A 16,601-nucleotide genomic window follows, 5' to 3' on the forward strand; every position below is an offset into this window, starting at 1 on the left:
TGCAGGCGTAGCGTCGAGGTCGGTGCGCCACGCCCGGCGCTGGAGGGGGGACCGTGCTCGGCAAGCTTCTGGCCCGGTACACGCGACCCATGTGGCCGCTCGTCGTGGCGGTCGTGGTGTTCCAGCTCGCGCAGTCGGTGGCATCCCTGCTGTTGCCGACCCTCAACGCGGACATCATCGACGAGGGCGTGGTCACCGGCGACATCGAGGTGATCTGGTCCACGGGCGGCGTCATGCTGATCGTCAGCGCCGTGCAGATCGTCTGCGCCATCATCGCCGTCTGGTTCGGCTCGCGCCTGGCGACCTCCGTCGGACGCGATCTGCGTGCCGACCTCTTCCACCGGGTGGTCGCGTTCTCGCAGCGCGAGGTCGGCCAGTTCGGCGCGCCCTCGCTCATCACCCGCAACACCAACGACGTGCAGCAGGTGCAGATGCTGGTGCAGGTCTCGGCGACCCTCATGATCTCGGCTCCCATGCTCGCCATCGGCGGCATCATCATGGCCGTCCGGCAGGATGCCGGGCTGTCGTGGCTCATGGCCGTCTCGGTGCCGGCGCTCCTCATCATCGTCGGGCTGATCGTCGTGCGGATGGTGCCCGCGTTCACGCTCATGCAGCGGCGCATCGATCGCGTGAACCAGATCCTGCGCGAGCAGCTCACCGGCATCCGTGTCATCCGGGCCTTCGTGCGCGAGCGCGAGGAGCGCGCGCGCTTCTCCGGTGCCAGTGAAGACGTCATGGCGACGGCGCTGCGGGCCGGAAACCTCATGGCGCTGATGTTCCCCGCCGTCATGCTCGTGATGAACCTCTCGAGCGTCGCGGTGATCTGGTTCGGTGCGTGGGAGGTGCAGGAGGCCGGTGTCGAGATCGGCACCCTGTTCGCGTTCCTCAACTACATGATGCAGATCCTGATGGGCGTCATGATGGCGACCTTCATGTTCGTGATGATCCCGCGGGCGGCGGTCTGCGCCACGCGCATCGGCGAGGTGCTCGAGACCGGGCCGTCGGTGGCTGCGCCCGCAGCGCCCGTGGTGCCGCTGGGGCCCGAGGGGCGGATCGAGTTCGACCACGTCGGCTTCGCCTACCCGGGGGCCGAGGAGCCGGTGCTGCACGACGTGACCTTCACGGTTGCGCCGGGGACGACGACCGCCGTCATCGGCTCCACGGGATCCGGCAAGACCACGCTCGTGGGGCTCGTCCCGCGCCTGTTCGACGTCACCGCCGGCACCGTTCGGGTCGACGGCGTGGACGTGCGCGACATCGACCCCGACGACCTGTGGCGGCGCATCGGCCTGGTGCCGCAGCGGGCATTCCTCTTCTCGGGCACGGTCGCGTCGAACCTCCGCTACGGCAACGGCGAGGCCAGCGATCTCGAGCTCTGGGAAGCACTGGACACCGCGCAGGCCCGCGACTTCGTCGAGGCCATGCCCGGGCAGCTCGAGGCGCCGATCGCGCAGGGCGGCACGAACGTGTCGGGCGGTCAGCGCCAGCGGCTGGCGATCGCGCGGGCGCTGGTGAAGAACCCCGGCATCCAGATCTTCGACGATTCGTTCTCCGCTCTGGACCTGCAGACCGACGCGGCCCTGCGCCGAGCGCTGGACACCCGGCTGCCCGGGACGACGCGGCTCGTCGTCGCTCAGCGGGTGTCGACGATCCAGGGAGCGGACCAGATCATCGTGCTCGAGCACGGCCGCATCGTCGGCATGGGGCGCCATGACGAGCTGCGCAGGACCTGTCAGACGTATCGGGAGATCGTCGAATCTCAGCTGGCGGCGGAGGCCACAGCATGAGCGGCCCGGGCCCGCGCGGACACGGCGCGGTCGGCGCTCCCGTGCAGAAGGCACAGAATTTCGGGCCGAGCGCCCGGCGCCTGGCATCCATGCTGCGTGTGGACATGCCGCAGCTGATCACCGTGCTGGTGCTGGGCGTGCTCAGCGTGGGGCTGACCGTCACGGGCCCGAAGATCCTCGGCGAGGGCACGAACGTCGTGTTCGCCGGGTTCATCTCCCTGCAGGCGCCCTCCGGGGTCACGAAAGACCAGGTGGTCGAGGGTCTCCGCGCCCAGGGCGAGCAGCAGCAGGCCGACATGCTCTCGGCCATGGACTTCGTCCCCGGCGCCGGCATCGACTTCGAGCGGCTGCGGTGGATCCTCATGGCGGTGCTCGCCATCTATCTGCTGGCGGGCGTCTTCGGCTGGCTGCAGGCCCGCATCCTCAACGGGGTGGTGCAGCGCTCGATGCACCGGCTGCGGATGCAGGTGGAGGAGAAGGTGCACCGCCTGCCGCTGTCGTACTTCGACCGCGTACAGCGCGGCGAGCTGCTGAGCCGCGTCACCAATGACGTCGACAACATCGGCCAGACCCTCCAGCAGACGCTGTCCCAGGTGGTCGTATCGCTGCTGACGGTCATCGGCGTGCTCGTCATGATGTTCGTCATCTCGCCGCTGCTGGCCGTCATCGCGCTGGTGACGATCCCGCTGACCGTCGTCGTGACGCTCCTCATCGCGCGCCGGTCGCAGAAGCTCTTCGTCGCCCAGTGGAAGGCGACCGGCGTGCTCAACGCCCGCGTCGAGGAGACCTTCTCGGGTCACGCGATCGTCAAGGTCTTCGGGCACCAGCGCGAGGTCGAGGCGGACTTCCGCCGCGAGAACGACGAGGTGTACCGGGCGACGTTCGGCGCCCAGTTCCTCTCCGGCGTCATCATGCCCGCGATGATGTTCATCGGGAACCTCGTCTACGTCGCCATCGCCGTCGTCGGCGGGCTGCAGGTCGCAGGTGGACGCATGTCGATCGGCGACGTGCAGGCGTTCATCCAGTACTCGCGGCAGTTCACCCAGCCGCTGAGCCAGCTGGGCTCGATGGCGAACCTGCTGCAGTCCGGCGTCGCCAGTGCCGAGCGGGTGTTCGAACTGCTCGACGAGGAGGAGCAGACACCCGACCCCGACCCGGCCCTCACCGTGCACGAGGATGCCAGCGACCTGGACTTCGAGGAGGTCTCCTTCCGGTACTCGCCGGACAAGCCGCTCATCGATGGGCTCGATCTCACCGCACGCCCGGGCAGCACGGTCGCCATCGTCGGTCCCACCGGGGCAGGCAAGACGACGCTCGTGAACCTCATCATGCGGTTCTACGACATCGACGCCGGGCGCATCACCCTGGACGGCCTCGATATCCGGAAGATGACCCGCGACGACCTGCGCTCGCGCACCGGCATGGTGCTGCAGGACACGTGGCTTTTCTCCGGCACGATCCGCGAGAACATCCTCTACGGGCGTCCGGATGCCACGGAGCAGGAGATGGTCGATGCCGCCTCGGCGGCGTACGTCGACCGCTTCGTGCACGCGCTTCCCGACGGGTACGACACGGTGCTCGACGATGAGGGTTCGAACCTCAGTGTGGGGGAGCGCCAGCTGGTGACGATCGCGCGGGCGTTCCTCTCCGACCCGCGGCTGCTGATCCTCGATGAGGCCACCTCGTCGGTGGACACCCGCACCGAGCTGCTCATCCAGCGCGCCATGTCGCGACTGCGCCAGGACCGCACCTCGTTCGTCATCGCGCACCGGCTCTCCACCATCCGCGATGCCGACCTGATCCTGGTGATGGAGCACGGCTCCATCGTGGAGCAGGGCACGCACGACGACCTGCTGGCGGCGAAAGGGGCGTACTGGCGGCTGTACAACGCGCAGTTCCAGGCGGCGGTCGATCCCGGGTCGACCGAAAGCGATGCCGCAACCGTCCACTAGGATGTGAAAACGCGTTCCGCAGCGGAGCGCATCACGTCGACAGGGAAGGGCGAGAGCGTGCCCGAGGCCACCACCCAGACACGCGTCGTCACGTTGCCCGACGGAGAGCTGTCCCTTTCGTGGGCCGCAGCCACCGATGTGGGCCGCCGCCGCGAGGTCAACCAGGACGCTGTTCTGGCCGAGTACCCCCTGTTCATCGTCGCGGACGGCATGGGCGGTCACATCGGCGGAGAGATCGCCAGCGCCAGCACCGTCGAGCGGCTCAAGGCCGTGGCCGGCAAGGATGCGGTCAGCCCCAAAGCCATCGAGAAGGCCCTCGCCCGCGCCGTCGAGGACATCGGCCGCCACGCCGGCACGACGGATGACGGCACCGGCACGACCGTGACGGGGGTGTATCTCGACGCCGCGCTTGACGAGCCGACCTGGGTGACGCTCAACATCGGCGATTCGCGCGTGTACCTGATGCGCGACGACAGCCTGATGCAGATCACGACGGACCACTCCGTGGTGCAGGAGCTCATCGCGTCGGGGCGCCTCAGCCCGGAAGAGGCCGAGAACCACCCGTACGGCAACGTGATCACCCGCGCGGTGGGTCCCACCGAGAGTGTCACGCCGGACTACGTGCGCCTCGACATCGTCGACGGCGACCGGTTCGTCATCTGCAGCGACGGTCTCACGAAGGAACTCACCGACTACGGCATCCTGCACTTCCTGCTCGAGCACGCGGACCCGGGAGAGGCAGTCGACTCGATGCTGAAGGCGGCGATCGAGAACGGCGGGCGGGACAACATCTCCGTCATCGTGCTGAACGCTCGCCTGTCCGGCGGCGCCGGCATCGACGACGACACCGCCGAGCGCCCCCAGGTGGCGGCGCAGACGACCCCCGTGCAGCGCCCGGACATGTCCGCTGCGAACGGCGTGGATACCGCAACGGCGAGCGACGCCGGCTCCTCCACAAGCGCGGACTGACGCGGGACCTCCTCGCGAGAGGGCTGCCCGCCGCCGCCGTCGAGCGTGATGCGGTGTGCTGGAGGGGTGATCCCCCCTGCTCCGGGCCCGGAGTGGCCCGACGAGGTTCGCGGCGAGCCGCTCGCGCTGCCCGCGGCCGCCGAGCCGCCGCCGCGCCCCGCGCTCCCGTTCGCCTCGGCGCTGCTGCCGGTGGCGGCGTCGGTGGTGCTCTGGCAGGTGACGGGGTCCGTCATGTCCCTGTGGTTCGCGGCGCTCGGCCCGCTGCTGGCCGGCGGCGCCGCCCTCGATGGGCTCCGGGCCGCCCGTCGGGACCGTCGCCGGGTACGCCGGTCGCAATGCGGTGCCCGCCTGCGGATCGCTGAGGCGGTCAGTGCTCGTCACACGGCGGAGCGCGATCACCTGCACCGTCGGCATCCCGACGTCGCCGCCTTCGTGGCGCGACCGGACGAGATCTGGCGTGTCGTGCCGGGGCGCGCCGGGCAGCTGCGGGTCGGGGTGGGCGAGGTGCCGAGCCGGGTGCAGGTGACAGGTGGGGATGCCGGCGGCGACGACGCCGCACTCCGGGCGGGTGCGGCACGGCTGACCGGGGCGCCGCTCACCGTGCCCGCCGCCGATGGGGTGGCCGTCGTGGGCCCGCCGGTGGCGGCCGCGGCCGTCGCGCGGGCTCTCGTCGCGCAGCTGTGCCTGGCCTCCGCGCCCGGCGACGTGAGACTGGTCGGATCTGCGGCGGTCGACGGCGGATGGACCGCCGGCATGCCGCACCGCCGGGCCGTCGCCGGCACCGCAGTGCAGCTCTGCCCGCCCGGTGACCGCGTCGAGCGGGGAGTGGACGCGCCGATCGCGGTGGTGGGCCCCGGCTTGCCCCCGCCGCCGCGCTGCGCCGCGGTGCTGACGCTGACCGGCTTCACCACTGCGCGCCTCGATCACGCCGGCATGACCCGTGCCGTGGCGGTCGAGGCCCTCGGCCGGGAGCAGGCGGCGCAGATCGCGGCCGCGCTGGCCGCCCGCGCCCATGACGTCACCGGGGCACTGTCGGTGCAGGCGGGCGACCTCGCCGGCCTGCTGCCGTCCGCCCCGGCCCCCGCGCCCGGCACGCTGCCGGCGGTCATCGGCCGCGACGGTGGTGAGATGGTGGTCGTCGACCTCGTCGTCGACGGCCCGCACGCGATCGTCACGGGGGTGACGGGCGCCGGCAAGAGCGAGCTGCTGACGACCTGGATCGCCTCGCTCTGCGCCACCCACACCACCGCGCAGGTGGCGTTCCTCCTGGCGGACTTCAAGGGAGGGCGGGCCTTCGACCGCCTCGCAGGGCTGCCTCACGTGACCGGAGTGCTGACCGACCTCGACGAGGCGGCCGCCCTCCGCGCGATCCAGAGCCTGCGTGCGGAGCTGCGCCACCGCGAGCAGGCGCTCGCCGCCGTCGGTGCCCGCGACGTCGGTGAGGCCGGCGACCGCCTGCCGCGGCTGGTGATCGTCGTGGACGAGTACGCGGCGCTGGTGGGCACGCAGCCGGAGCTGCACGAGCTGTTCGCCGACATCGCCGCGCGCGGGCGGGCACTGGGCATGCACCTGATCCTCGCCGGCCAGCGCGCCGGCGGGGTCTTCCGTGATGCCCTGCTGGCCAACTGTCCGCTGCGGATCAGCCTGCGGGTGACCGACCCCGGGGACTCGCGGCTGGTGATCGGGACGGACGACGCGGCCACGCTGCCGGGGGACCCTGCGGCGCGGGGACTCGCCCTCGTGCGTCGCGCCGCCGATCGGGTGGCCCGCAGCACCCAGGTCGCGGTGTGCGGTGATGCGACGCTCACCGCGCTGGTCGCGGCCGACGCCGGACCGCCGCCCCGGCGACCGTGGCTGCCGGAGCTGCCGTCACAGGTGCCGCTCGCGTCGCTGGCGGCGGAGCCACGGCCCGGCGTGATCGTGCTGGGGCTGGCGGACGAACCGCACCGGCAGCGGCAGCGACCGGTGGTGCTCGCACCGGAGGACCGGGGACTGTTCGTCATCGGGGGTCCCGGGTCGGGCAAGACCGGCCTGCTGCGGCTGGCTGCAGCGCAGCACGACCCCGCGCGCACCCTGGTGGTGCCGCGCGATCCCGAGGGCGCGTGGGATGCTGTCGCCCGTTTCGACGAGCTGCCGCCGGGCACGCTGGTTCTGCTCGACGACCTCGACGCTCTGCCGGTGCCGTTCGGCCCGGATCACCAGGCCCACCTGTCGGAGCAGGTGGAGACGCTCGCCCGCGACGGGGCCCGGCGTGGCATCCGCCTGGTGGTCACGACCCACCGGCTCACGGGGATCGCCGCCCGGGTGGCGGCCCTGCTGCCGCGCCGGGCGATCCTGGCCCTCCCCACCCGGGCGGACCATGTCGCGGCGGGCGGCGAGGCGGCTGCCCATCGCCGGGATATGCCCGCGGGTCGCGGCACGCTGGACGACGTCACGGTGCAGTTCGCGCTCGTCGACACGGCGCTGCGGCCCAGGGACGCCGACGTGGCGCTGTACCGGCCGGAAGGGCTCACCGGCTTCGTCGCCCCGTCGTCGTCCGGCGCGCGGGCGGTGCGGGAACGGTGGGCCGCGGCCGGCGTCGACGTGGTCGCGCTGGGGGAGCAGGCCCCGACCGCGGCGCGCGGGCGGCCGCTGGTGCTGTGGGGTGAGCCCGAGACGTGGCTGCGCGAATGGCGCGCGCTGCAGGTGGTGCGGGCGACGGGGACGCTCGTCGTGGACGCCGCCTGCGCCGGGGAGGTGCGGGCGGTGACCGCGTCGCGGGTGCTGCCCCCGTACGCCGCGCCCGGCCGTGCGCGAGCGTGGGTGTGGGACGCCGAGAGCGCCGCCCGGCGGGTGCGGCTGGCGTGAGCGGCGGCGCTCGCCTATGCCAGGGCGTCGGACAGGGAAGCCAGCGGCATCCCGTGCGCCGTCGCGACGCCCGCGTTCACGACCTCGCCGGCGTGGGTGTTCAGACCCGCGGCCAGCGCCGGATCGGTGCGCAGCGCCTCACGCCAGCCGTGCGCGACGATGCGGCGGATGTAGGGGAGCGTGGCGTTGGTGAGGGCCGACGTCGACGTGTTCGGAACGGCGCCCGGCATGTTCGCGACGCAGTAGAAGACGCTGCCGTGCACCGTGAATGTGGGGTCGGCGTGGGTCGTGGGGCGGCTGTCCTCGAAGCATCCGCCCTGGTCGACGGCGATGTCCACGAGCACCGAGCCCGGCCGCATCCGCGCCACCATCGCGTTCGTGACGAGCTTCGGCGCCTTGGCGCCGGGGATGAGCACGGAGCCGATCACCAGGTCGGATGCCACGACCGCGGCATCCAGGTCGAGGGGGTTCGACGCGGCGGTCTTGACCCGCCCCTGGAAGTGGTCGTCGAGGAACCGCAGGCGCTGCACGTTCGTGTCGAAGATGGTGACGTCGGCGCCCATCCCCGCCCCGAGGAGCGCCGCGTTCGCTCCGGCTACCCCGCCGCCGATGATCGTTACCCGCGCGGGGCGGGTTCCCGGCACGCCGGACATGAGAAGACCCAGGCCGCCGGCCGAGCGCATCAGGGTCGAGGAGCCGACCATCGGCGCGAGGCGCCCCGCCACCTCGCTCATGGGCGCGAGGAGCGGCAGCCCGCCGCCTGGCAGCTGCACGGTCTCGTACGCGATCGCGGTCACCCGGTCGGCGACGAGGCGCTCGGTCAGCGGCCGGTCGGCGGCGAGGTGCAGGTAAGTGAACACCACGAGGTCGTCGCGGAAGTAGCCGTACTCGCTGGGGACCGGCTCCTTCACCTTCAGCAGCAGCTCTGCGCGCGCCCACACCTCGGCGGGGTCCTCCAGCAGCGTCGCGCCGGCGGCTTCGTACTCGGCGTCGGTCATCGACGATCCCGCGCCGGCGCCGCGCTGCACGAACACCTCGTGCCCGGACGAGGCGAGGTCGTGCACCCCGGCCGGCGTCAGGGCGACGCGGTACTCGTTGTTCTTCACTTCGGTCGGTACGCAGATCCTCATCGATCGCTCCTTCTCCGCGTCCCTCGTGGGGACACCGTCACACTGTCGGGCGGATCGCTCCGACGTCTTTGCCGCCGCCCTGGATGGTCAGCGGAAGAGATCCCAGCACCTGGGCGACGTGCGCTGCCGGCAGGGCGCCCGCCCGCACGAGGAGCGTGAGGGCGACGACCGTGGCTGCACGGGCGCTGCCGTCGAGCACCTTCAGCGCCACCGTGGTGCCGTCGGGCGCCGCCATGACGAGCACCCCCTCCGCGCCGGTCTTGGCGAAGACGCCGAGCTTCTCGATGACGACGGTGTCGGGCCGCCCGGGGCCGTCGATCGTCCACGGGTTGTCCTTCACGGCGCGCACGAGCGCCGCCGCGTGGCGGTGGAGCGCAAACGGGGAGCGCTCGGAAGACGTGGCGATGCGCTGGATGCCGCGGGCGAGTGCCGTCAGGCCCATGCCGTAGACCGGGGCCCCGCAGCCGTCGACGGCTGCGATGGAGAGCTTGGTGCCGGTCAGGCGCTCGGCCACCTCGCGGATGTGCATCTGCAGCGGGTGGTTGAGGTCGAGATAGGTCGCGGCATCCCAGCCGTTGACCGTGCAGGCCAGCAGCATGGCCGCGTGCTTGCCGGAGCAGTTCATGCGGATGCGGGAGGGCGCGCCGAGCTCGCGGACGATCTCGTCGCGCGTCGCCGTGTCACCGGGCCACGCCGGCGGGCAGCCCAGGTCGTCCTCGCTCTTGCCCGCGAGGTGCAGGATGCTGCGCACGACGTCGACGTGGCGGTCGGTGCCGGAGTGGCTGGCGGTGGCCAGGCCCAGGCGTTCGCCGTCGAGGTCGGCGCCGGCGGTGAGGCAGCCGAGCGCCTGCAGCGGCTTGAGGGTGGAGCGGGGGAGCACGGGGGCGTCGGCATCGCCGAGGGCGGTGCGCACCGATCCGTCGGGGGAGAGCACGACGGCGCTCCCGGTGTGGCGGGACTCGACGAAGCCGCTGCGTTCGACGACGGCGAGCTCCACGGCATCCTGGGCGGAGAACGTCTGCGGCACGCAGCAAGCCTACCGGGGAGGCGCTGGGAACCCGCGTGGCAGACTGGCGGCATGTTGGGCGAGCACAGGTACGTCGTGCGCACGGAGTGGACCGGCGACCGGGGGACCGGCACGAGCGGGTATCGGGACTATGACCGCACGGTCACGATCGAGGTCGACGGCAAGCCGACGCTGGCCGCCTCCGCCGACCGCCCGTTCCGCGGCGACCCGGCGAAGTGGAACCCCGAGGACCTGCTGCTGGCGGCGCTGTCGGAATGCCATCTGCTGTCGTATCTGCACGCGTGCGTGCAGGCCGGGGTCGTCGTCACCGCGTACCGCGACGAGGCGCGGGGCGTGCTCGTGCAGGACGGCCACGGTGGGGGAGCGTTCCGCGAGGTCGTGCTGCGTCCGCAGGTCACCGTCGCCGACCCGTCGATGGTCGAGGCCGCGCTCGCCGCGCACGCCCAGGCCCACGAGTGGTGCTTCATCGCGAACTCGGTGAACTTTCCCGTCCGCCACGAGCCGGTTGTCGCCGCCGAGTGAGTATTCGACGCGTCGAGTGAGTATTCGTCGCCGCGAGTGAGTATTCGCCTCCAGTACTCACTCGGCCACGTGAATACTCACTCGGTGACGTGAATACTCACTCGGTGACGTGAATACTCACTCGGGAGCGGGCGGGTCAGCGACGCTCGTGCGGCAGAACCTGCTTGATGCGCTCCACCGCGTTCTGCGCGGGCGCCTCGTTGTACGCGTTCGCGAGCTCCTGACCCGACAGGGCGTGGATGGCCGCCATGATCTCATCCGTCGCCAGGCGCCGGGCGCGCCCCGAGGATGCCGCGCCGTGGTGCGACAGATCGATCGGCTCCCCGAAGCGCACGGTCACGCGCGGGCGCAACCGCGGGAACTTCGCGCCCACCGGCATCGCCTCGTTCGTGCCGACGAGACCCACGGGAACGACGGGCGCTCCGGTCTGCAGGGCCAGGAACGCCACACCGGTGCGTCCCTTGTACAGGCGCCCGTCCAGCGAGCGGGTGCCCTCGGGGTATAGGGCGGTCGCCCATCCCGCCTCGAGCATGCGCTTCTGCTGATCGAGCGCGTCGAGCGCCGCCTGGCCAGCCCCCCGCTGCACCGGGAAGGCGCCGACCGCGTAGAAGAACTCACGGGCGAACCACCCCTTGAGCCCCTTGCCCTCGAAGTAGCTCGCCTTGGCGAGGAAGCGGACGGCGCGCGGCGACGCCATCGGGATCACGAACGAATCGATGAACGACAGGTGGTTGCTCGCAAGGATCACCGGGCCCTTGCGCGGCACGTTCTTGCGCCCCTCGATGCGCGGCCGGTAGAACAGGCGCGCCAGCGGGGCGATGATCCAGCGCCCGACGACGTAGGTGAGCCCGACTCCGGGCACCTCCGTGGCGTCGCTCGTCTGCTCGGGGGATGCAGGGGGCTGGGCGGTCACCCGTCGAGGGTACTCCCGTTCGCATGCGCGCTCGGGCATGCCGTCCGGGAGGTTCCCAGCCACGGCAAAGGAGAGTGCGGGAGGATGGCCGGGTCCCCCTTTCTCTCTCCGTGAGGATCCCCGTGCGCTTCCGCCCGCTCGCCGCCCTGTCCGTCGCCGCCGTTTCGGTGGTCCTCCTCGCGGGATGCACGGGTTCCGCGGATCCCGCCGAGTCCGAGACCGAGGCCGCGGATTCGTCCGCCCTCTGCGACGCGCAGCTCGACGCCGGTGCGGCGTCGGATGCCGTCAAGGCCGAGGGGCCCGTGGGCGAACCGCCCACCGTCAGCTTCTCCGCCCCGCTGGAGATCGAAGAGATGGAGACGTCGGTGCTCGTCGAGGGTGACGGCGACAGGGTCTCGGAGGGTGACTACGTCAACGTCGCCTTCGTGGGGCTGGATGCCGAGACCGCCACCGAAATGGGTGCGATCGGCTACGTCGAGGGGGAGATGCCCGTCCAGCAGATCGGCGCACAGACGGGGATCGGGCAGTTCCTCGGCTGCGCCACGGTCGGCACGCGCGTGGCGGTCGCCCTGCCCGCAGACGACGCCAGCGGCACCGCAGCCCAGGTGTACGTCATGGACCTGCTCGAGATCGTCCCCAGCGCCGCGTGGGGCGAGGAGCAGGAGCCGGTCGAGGGCATGCCCACGGTCGAACTCGATGAGAGCGGCGCGCCCACGGTGACGCTTCCCGAGGGCGACGCGCCGACCGAGTATCAGCTCGCCGTGCTCAAGGAGGGTGACGGTGACACCGTCGCCGAGGGCGACAACGTCGAGGTGCAGTACCAGGGAGTGTCGTGGAACACCGGCGAGGTGTTCGACCAGAGCTGGGGCAGGGGCCCCACCGCCTTCCCCACGACCGCGGTCGTGAAGGGCTTCGGCGACGCGCTGGTCGGTCAGAAGGTCGGTTCACAGGTCATCGCGGTGCTTCCGCCGGCCGTCGCGTACGGCGAGGGCGAGATCAACGAGCAGGACCTCGTCGGCCAGACCCTCGTCTTCGTCATCGACATCCTCGACATCAAGCCCGCGGCGACCCCGTGACCGTAGGCTGAGGCGCGTGCGACGCGTTCTCATCCTCGGCTCCACCGGCTCCATCGGCACTCAGGCCCTCGACGTCATCCGCGCCCATCCGGGCCGGTTCGAGGTCGTGGGCCTGTCGGCCGGTTCCCAGCGCGACGCACTGGCGCGCCAGGCGGAGGAGTTCCACGTCGAGCACACGGCGCTCGGGGCCGCCGAGGCCGAGCAGCTGGTGCGCGACGTGGAAGCCGACGTGGTGCTCAACGGCATCACGGGCTCCGTGGGTCTCGGGCCGACCATCGCCGCCCTCGAGGCGGGCCGCACCCTGGCCCTGGCGAACAAGGAGTCGCTCATCGTCGGCGGCGACCTCGTCACCGCGCTCGCCGCCCCTGGGCAGATCGTGCCGGTGGACTCCGAGCACTCCGCCATCGCCCAGGCGCTGCGCTCGGGGGAGCGCGGCGAGGTGCGCCGGCTCGTGCTCACCGCGTCGGGCGGGCCGTTCCGCGGCCGCACCCGCGACGAGCTGGCATCCGTCACGCCCGCCCAGGCGCTCGCCCACCCGACGTGGGACATGGGGCGGGTGGTCACCACGAACTCCGCGACGCTCGTCAACAAGGGCCTCGAGGTCATCGAGGCCCACCTGCTGTTCGGCGTCGACTACGCCGACATCGACGTCGTGGTGCACCCGCAGTCGATCGTGCACTCGATGGTCGAGTTCGTCGACGGCTCCACGATCGCCCAGGCGTCGCCGCCGGACATGCGCCTTCCCATCTCGCTGGGTCTGGACTGGCCGCACCGGGTGCCGGGCGTCGGTCGGCCGCTGGACTGGACCACCGCGACCACCTGGACGTTCGAGCCGCTGGACGAGCGTGCCTTCCCCGCCGTGGCGCTGGCCAAGCAGGTGGGGCGCATCGGCGGCACGTACCCCGCCGTGTTCAACGCCGCCAACGAGCAGGCCGTCGACGCGTTCCACGAGGGTCGGCTCGGCTTCACGGACATCGTCGACACGGTGCGCGCGGTCGTCGACCGGCACGAGGCACCCTCGGCGCTTTCGCGCGAGAGCCTCGCGGAGGCGGAGGAATGGGCCCGACGCACCGCCGACGGACTGATCGCGGCGGCTCAGTAGGTCTGAAGCCCCCGCGCGCGGAAGCGATCGCGCACGCTCTCGACGAGGTCCGCATCGGGCGGCTGCACGTCGGCCAGGGTGTAGTCGATGCCCAGGCGCTCCCACTTCGACGTGCCCATCTGGTGGAAGGGCAGCACCTCGACGCGCGCGACGTTCGGCCAGCGCTCGACGATGTCAGCCACGGCCTCGACGTTGTCGGGGGCGTCGGTCAGACCCGGAACGAGGACGAACCGGATCCACACCGGCACGCCCTTGGCCGCCAGGCGGTCACCGAAGTCGATCGTCGGCTGCAGCTCGCGGCCGGTCACCTCGCGGTACGTGTCCGGCAGGCCCGACTTCACGTCCAGCAGCACCATGCCGAGGTCGTCCAGGAGGGCGTCGGAGGCGTTGCGTCCGAGGTTGCCCGAGGTGTCGAGGGCGACATGGATGCCGAGCTCCTTCGCCTCGCGGGCCAGTCGCGTCACGAACGCCGGCTGCTGCATCGGCTCGCCGCCCGAGATGGTGAGCCCCCCGCCGGTGGCCTTGAACACGGGCAGGTACCGGCGCAATCGGGCCAGCACATCGTCGATCTCGGTCGGGATGCCGTCGCGCTGCTGCCACGTGTCGGGGTTGTGGCAGTACTGGCAGCGCAACGGGCAGCCCGCGAGGAAGAGGGTCATCCTGGTGCCGGGACCGTCCACGGAAGTGACGAGCTCCCAGGAGTGCACGCTCGCGACGCGACCCGCCCGCACGGCTTCGAGGTGGGCGTGACGTCCGTCGGAGTCAGGGCGTGCGGCATCGGGCGCCGGCACCAGGATGGCGGACACGGGAGTCAGATTCCCGTGTGGAACGTGCGGCTGATGACGTCGAGCTGCTGCTCGCGGGTCAGTCGCACGAAGTTGACCGCGTATCCGGAGACACGGATGGTCAGCTGCGGGTAGTTCTCGGGGTGCTCCATGGCATCCTCCAGCGTCTCGCGCGTGAGCACGTTGACGTTGAGGTGGTAACCGCCCGAGACCATCTGGGCGTCGAGGAGGCCCACCAGGTTGTGCACCCGCTCCTCCTCGGTGCGGCCGAGGCCGGCCGGGACCACCGTGGTGGTGAGCGAGATACCGTCCTGCGCCTGCTCGAAGGGGAGCTTGGCGACCGAGAGGGCCGCGGCCAGCATGCCGTGGGTGTCGCGCCCGTTCATCGGGTTGGCACCAGGGGCGAACGGCTGACCGGCGCGGCGTCCGTCGGGGGTGTTCCCCGTCTTCTTGCCGTAGACGACGTTGGACGTGATGGTCAGCACCGACTGGGTGTGCACCGCGTTCCGGTAGGTGGGGTGGCGGCGCAGCATCTCCATGAACTCGGTGACGAGGTCGCGGGCGATCGCGTCGACGCGGTCGTCGTCATTGCCGAAGCAGGGGTACTCGCCCTCCACTTCGTAGTCCACGACCAGACCCGACTCGTCGCGCACGGGGCGCACCGTGGCGTACTTGATCGCCGACAGCGAGTCCGCGGCCACCGACAGGCCCGCGATGCCGCAGGCCATGGTGCGCAGCACCTCGCGGTCGTGCAGCGCCATCTCGAGACGCTCGTAGGCGTACTTATCGTGCATGTAGTGGATGCAGTTGAGCGCGTCGACGTAGGTCTCGGCCAGCCACTCCATCGTCGTGCGGAACTTCTCCCGCACGTCGTCGTACTCCAGTACGTCACCGGTGACCGCCGGCAGCAGGGGCGTGATCTGCTTGCCGCTGACCTCGTCGCGTCCGCCGTTGATGGCGTACAGCAGCGTCTTGGCGAGGTTGACGCGAGCGCCGAAGAACTGCATCTGCTTGCCGACGGCCATCGGCGACACGCAGCAGGCGATGGCCGCGTCGTCGCCGCAGAGGGCGCGGATGTGGGCGTCGGACTCGTACTGGATCGACGAGGTGTCGATGGAGACCTTCGCGCAGAACTCCTTGAAGCCCTTGGGCAGGTCGTCGCTCCACAGCACCGTCAGGTTCGGCTCGGGCGCAGGACCCAGGTTGTAGAGCGTCTGCAGGAAGCGGAACGCGGTCTTGGTGACGAGCGTGCGCCCGTCCTCGCCGATGCCGCCGATGGACTCGGTGACCCAGGTGGGGTCGCCGGAGAACAGCGCGTCGTACTCGGGGGTGCGCAGGAACCGCACGATGCGCAGCTTGATGACGAGGTCGTCGACGAGCTCCTGCACGTCCTCCTCGGTGAGGATGCCGCGCGCCAGGTCGCGCTCGATGTAGATGTCGAGGAAGGCGGTGTTGCGCCCGAAGCTCATCGCGGCGCCGTTCTGCTCCTTCACCGCACCGAGGTAGGCGAAGTACAGCCACTGGATCGCCTCGCGGGCCGTCGCGGCGGGACGGGTGATGTCGTACCCGTACGAGGCGGCCATCTCGGCGAGCTCCTGGAGGGCGCGGATCTGCTCGGCGTTCTCCTCGCGCTGGCGGATGATCTCCTCGGAGGAGAAGTGCATGTCGAGCTCTGCGCGCTCGGTCTTCTTGCCTGCGATGAGCGCGTCGGTGCCGTACAGCGCCACGCGGCGGTAGTCGCCGATGATGCGACCGCGACCATAGGCATCCGGCAGCCCGGTGATGATGTGGCTGCTGCGGGCGCGGCGGACGGCCGGCGGGTACACGTCGAACACGCCGTCGTTGTGCGTCTTGCGGTAGGTGGTGAAGATCTTCTCGAGCACCGGGTCGATCTCGTAGCCGTAGGTCTCCAGTGCGCCCTTGACCATGCGCCATCCGCCGTACGGCATGATGGCGCGCTTGAGCGGCGCGTCGGTCTGCAGGCCGACGATCAGCTCGTCGTCCTCGGCGATGTAGCCGGGGGCGTGGGCGGTGATGCCGGCGGGCGTGTGGTTGTCGACGTCGTAGACGCCGCGCTCGCGCTCTTCGGGGAACATCCCCATGAGGGTCTGCCACACCCGCTCGGTGCGCTCGGTCGCGCCCGTGAGGAACGCGGCGTCACCGGTATAGGGGGTGTAGTTGGCCTGGATGAATCCGCGGACGTCGATGTCGTCCTGCCAAGGGCCGGGAGTGAATCCTTCCCAGGCCTCGGGCATGGCGTCGGCGCCGGAAAGCTGCGTGGGGGGAGTGACCGTGGTCATCGTTTCCTCAATCCTCTGCGAGTGATCGCCGTGCGGGTCTCGTCGGGACCCTTCGAGGCGTACCTCAAGGATACGGCGTGGTCTGACCACAGCTGCAGGGTATGCAGGAGACGCATAAGAAATTCGGCGCCCGGGCCGCATTGCATGTGGTCTGACCACAAACGGGGATATGCACGGCCGGTGTCTCTTGC

Annotated in this window: 12 protein-coding genes; 7 read left to right on the forward strand and 5 right to left on the reverse strand. The window is 71.1% G+C overall.

The features are described 5' to 3' along the window. Positions 1 to 53 precede the first annotated feature (53 nt). From QNO14_RS03960 to QNO14_RS03975, 4 genes are all read left to right on the forward strand, one after another. Entirely contained in the window at positions 54 to 1,787 is a 1,734-nt protein-coding gene (locus QNO14_RS03960) for an ABC transporter ATP-binding protein (protein ID WP_257506796.1), read from the forward strand. Next, a complete protein-coding gene (locus tag QNO14_RS03965) occupies positions 1,784 to 3,739 on the forward strand; it encodes an ABC transporter ATP-binding protein (protein ID WP_257506797.1) in 1,956 nt (651 codons plus the stop codon). The genes QNO14_RS03960 and QNO14_RS03965 overlap by 4 nt, the downstream gene beginning before the upstream one ends. Positions 3,740 to 3,796: 57 nt before the next feature. Next, positions 3,797 to 4,708: a PP2C family protein-serine/threonine phosphatase gene (locus tag QNO14_RS03970; RefSeq protein ID WP_257506835.1), complete on the forward strand. Its 912-nt coding sequence runs from the start codon at positions 3,797 to 3,799 to the stop codon at positions 4,706 to 4,708. Positions 4,709 to 4,774: 66 nt separating this feature from the next. Next, positions 4,775 to 7,555, forward strand: coding sequence for an FtsK/SpoIIIE domain-containing protein (locus tag QNO14_RS03975; protein WP_257506798.1), 2,781 nt, complete (start codon positions 4,775 to 4,777; stop codon positions 7,553 to 7,555). A gap of 14 nt (positions 7,556 to 7,569) precedes the next feature. On the opposite strand, the gene ald is transcribed toward QNO14_RS03975, so the two are convergent. Next, on the reverse strand, positions 7,570 to 8,685 hold the full coding sequence (gene ald, locus QNO14_RS03980; RefSeq protein ID WP_257506799.1) for an alanine dehydrogenase: 1,116 nt from the start codon (positions 8,683 to 8,685) through the stop codon (positions 7,570 to 7,572). A gap of 37 nt (positions 8,686 to 8,722) precedes the next feature. Continuing rightward, a complete protein-coding gene (locus tag QNO14_RS03985; protein WP_257495029.1) occupies positions 8,723 to 9,712 on the reverse strand; it encodes an asparaginase in 990 nt (329 codons plus the stop codon). A gap of 51 nt (positions 9,713 to 9,763) precedes the next feature. On the opposite strand from QNO14_RS03985, the gene QNO14_RS03990 reads away from it, so the two are divergent. Further along, positions 9,764 to 10,234 carry an OsmC family protein gene (locus QNO14_RS03990; RefSeq protein ID WP_257506800.1) on the forward strand — a complete coding sequence of 157 codons (471 nt, stop codon included), beginning with the start codon at positions 9,764 to 9,766 and terminating at the stop codon, positions 10,232 to 10,234. Positions 10,235 to 10,370: 136 nt separating this feature from the next. On the opposite strand, the gene QNO14_RS03995 is transcribed toward QNO14_RS03990, so the two are convergent. Next, positions 10,371 to 11,186 carry a lysophospholipid acyltransferase family protein gene (locus QNO14_RS03995; RefSeq protein ID WP_257495174.1) on the reverse strand — a complete coding sequence of 272 codons (816 nt, stop codon included), beginning with the start codon at positions 11,184 to 11,186 and terminating at the stop codon, positions 10,371 to 10,373. 83 nt (positions 11,187 to 11,269) lie between these two features. On the opposite strand from QNO14_RS03995, the gene QNO14_RS04000 reads away from it, so the two are divergent. Together QNO14_RS04000 and dxr are read left to right on the forward strand one after the other, a co-directional pair. Further along, complete coding sequence (locus tag QNO14_RS04000) at positions 11,270 to 12,223, forward strand: FKBP-type peptidyl-prolyl cis-trans isomerase (RefSeq protein ID WP_257506801.1); 954 nt, start codon at positions 11,270 to 11,272, stop codon at positions 12,221 to 12,223. Positions 12,224 to 12,239: 16 nt separating this feature from the next. Beyond that, the gene (gene dxr, locus QNO14_RS04005; RefSeq protein WP_257506802.1) at positions 12,240 to 13,325 is read left to right on the forward strand and encodes a 1-deoxy-D-xylulose-5-phosphate reductoisomerase; all 1,086 of its coding nucleotides are present in this window, start codon (positions 12,240 to 12,242) and stop codon (positions 13,323 to 13,325) included. Here the strand turns inward: dxr and pflA are convergent. Beyond that, positions 13,319 to 14,131 (reverse strand): pyruvate formate-lyase-activating protein, encoded by an 813-nt coding sequence (gene pflA, locus QNO14_RS04010; protein WP_374114009.1) that lies wholly within the window; start codon positions 14,129 to 14,131, stop codon positions 13,319 to 13,321. The two genes, dxr and pflA, sit on opposite strands and share 7 nt — an antisense overlap. Positions 14,132 to 14,136: 5 nt before the next feature. Then, positions 14,137 to 16,410, reverse strand: a complete 2,274-nt coding sequence (pflB, locus tag QNO14_RS04015; protein ID WP_257506803.1) for a formate C-acetyltransferase — start codon at positions 16,408 to 16,410, stop codon at positions 14,137 to 14,139. Between the last annotated feature and the right edge of the window lie 191 nt (positions 16,411 to 16,601).

This window comes from Microbacterium sp. zg-Y625 (assembly GCF_030246925.1).
GTDB classification, from domain to species: domain Bacteria; phylum Actinomycetota; class Actinomycetes; order Actinomycetales; family Microbacteriaceae; genus Microbacterium; species Microbacterium jiangjiandongii.

Coding starts and splice junctions, on each gene's coding strand:
- QNO14_RS03965 (WP_257506797.1), top strand. CDS start 1,784: ATGAGCGGCCCGGGCCCGCGCGGACACGGCGCGGTCGGCGCTCCCGTG.
- QNO14_RS03990 (WP_257506800.1), top strand. CDS start 9,764: ATGTTGGGCGAGCACAGGTACGTCGTGCGCACGGAGTGGACCGGCGAC.
- pflB (WP_257506803.1), bottom strand. CDS start 16,410: ATGACCACGGTCACTCCCCCCACGCAGCTTTCCGGCGCCGACGCCATG.
- QNO14_RS03995 (WP_257495174.1), bottom strand. CDS start 11,186: ATGCCCGAGCGCGCATGCGAACGGGAGTACCCTCGACGGGTGACCGCC.
- ald (WP_257506799.1), bottom strand. CDS start 8,685: ATGAGGATCTGCGTACCGACCGAAGTGAAGAACAACGAGTACCGCGTC.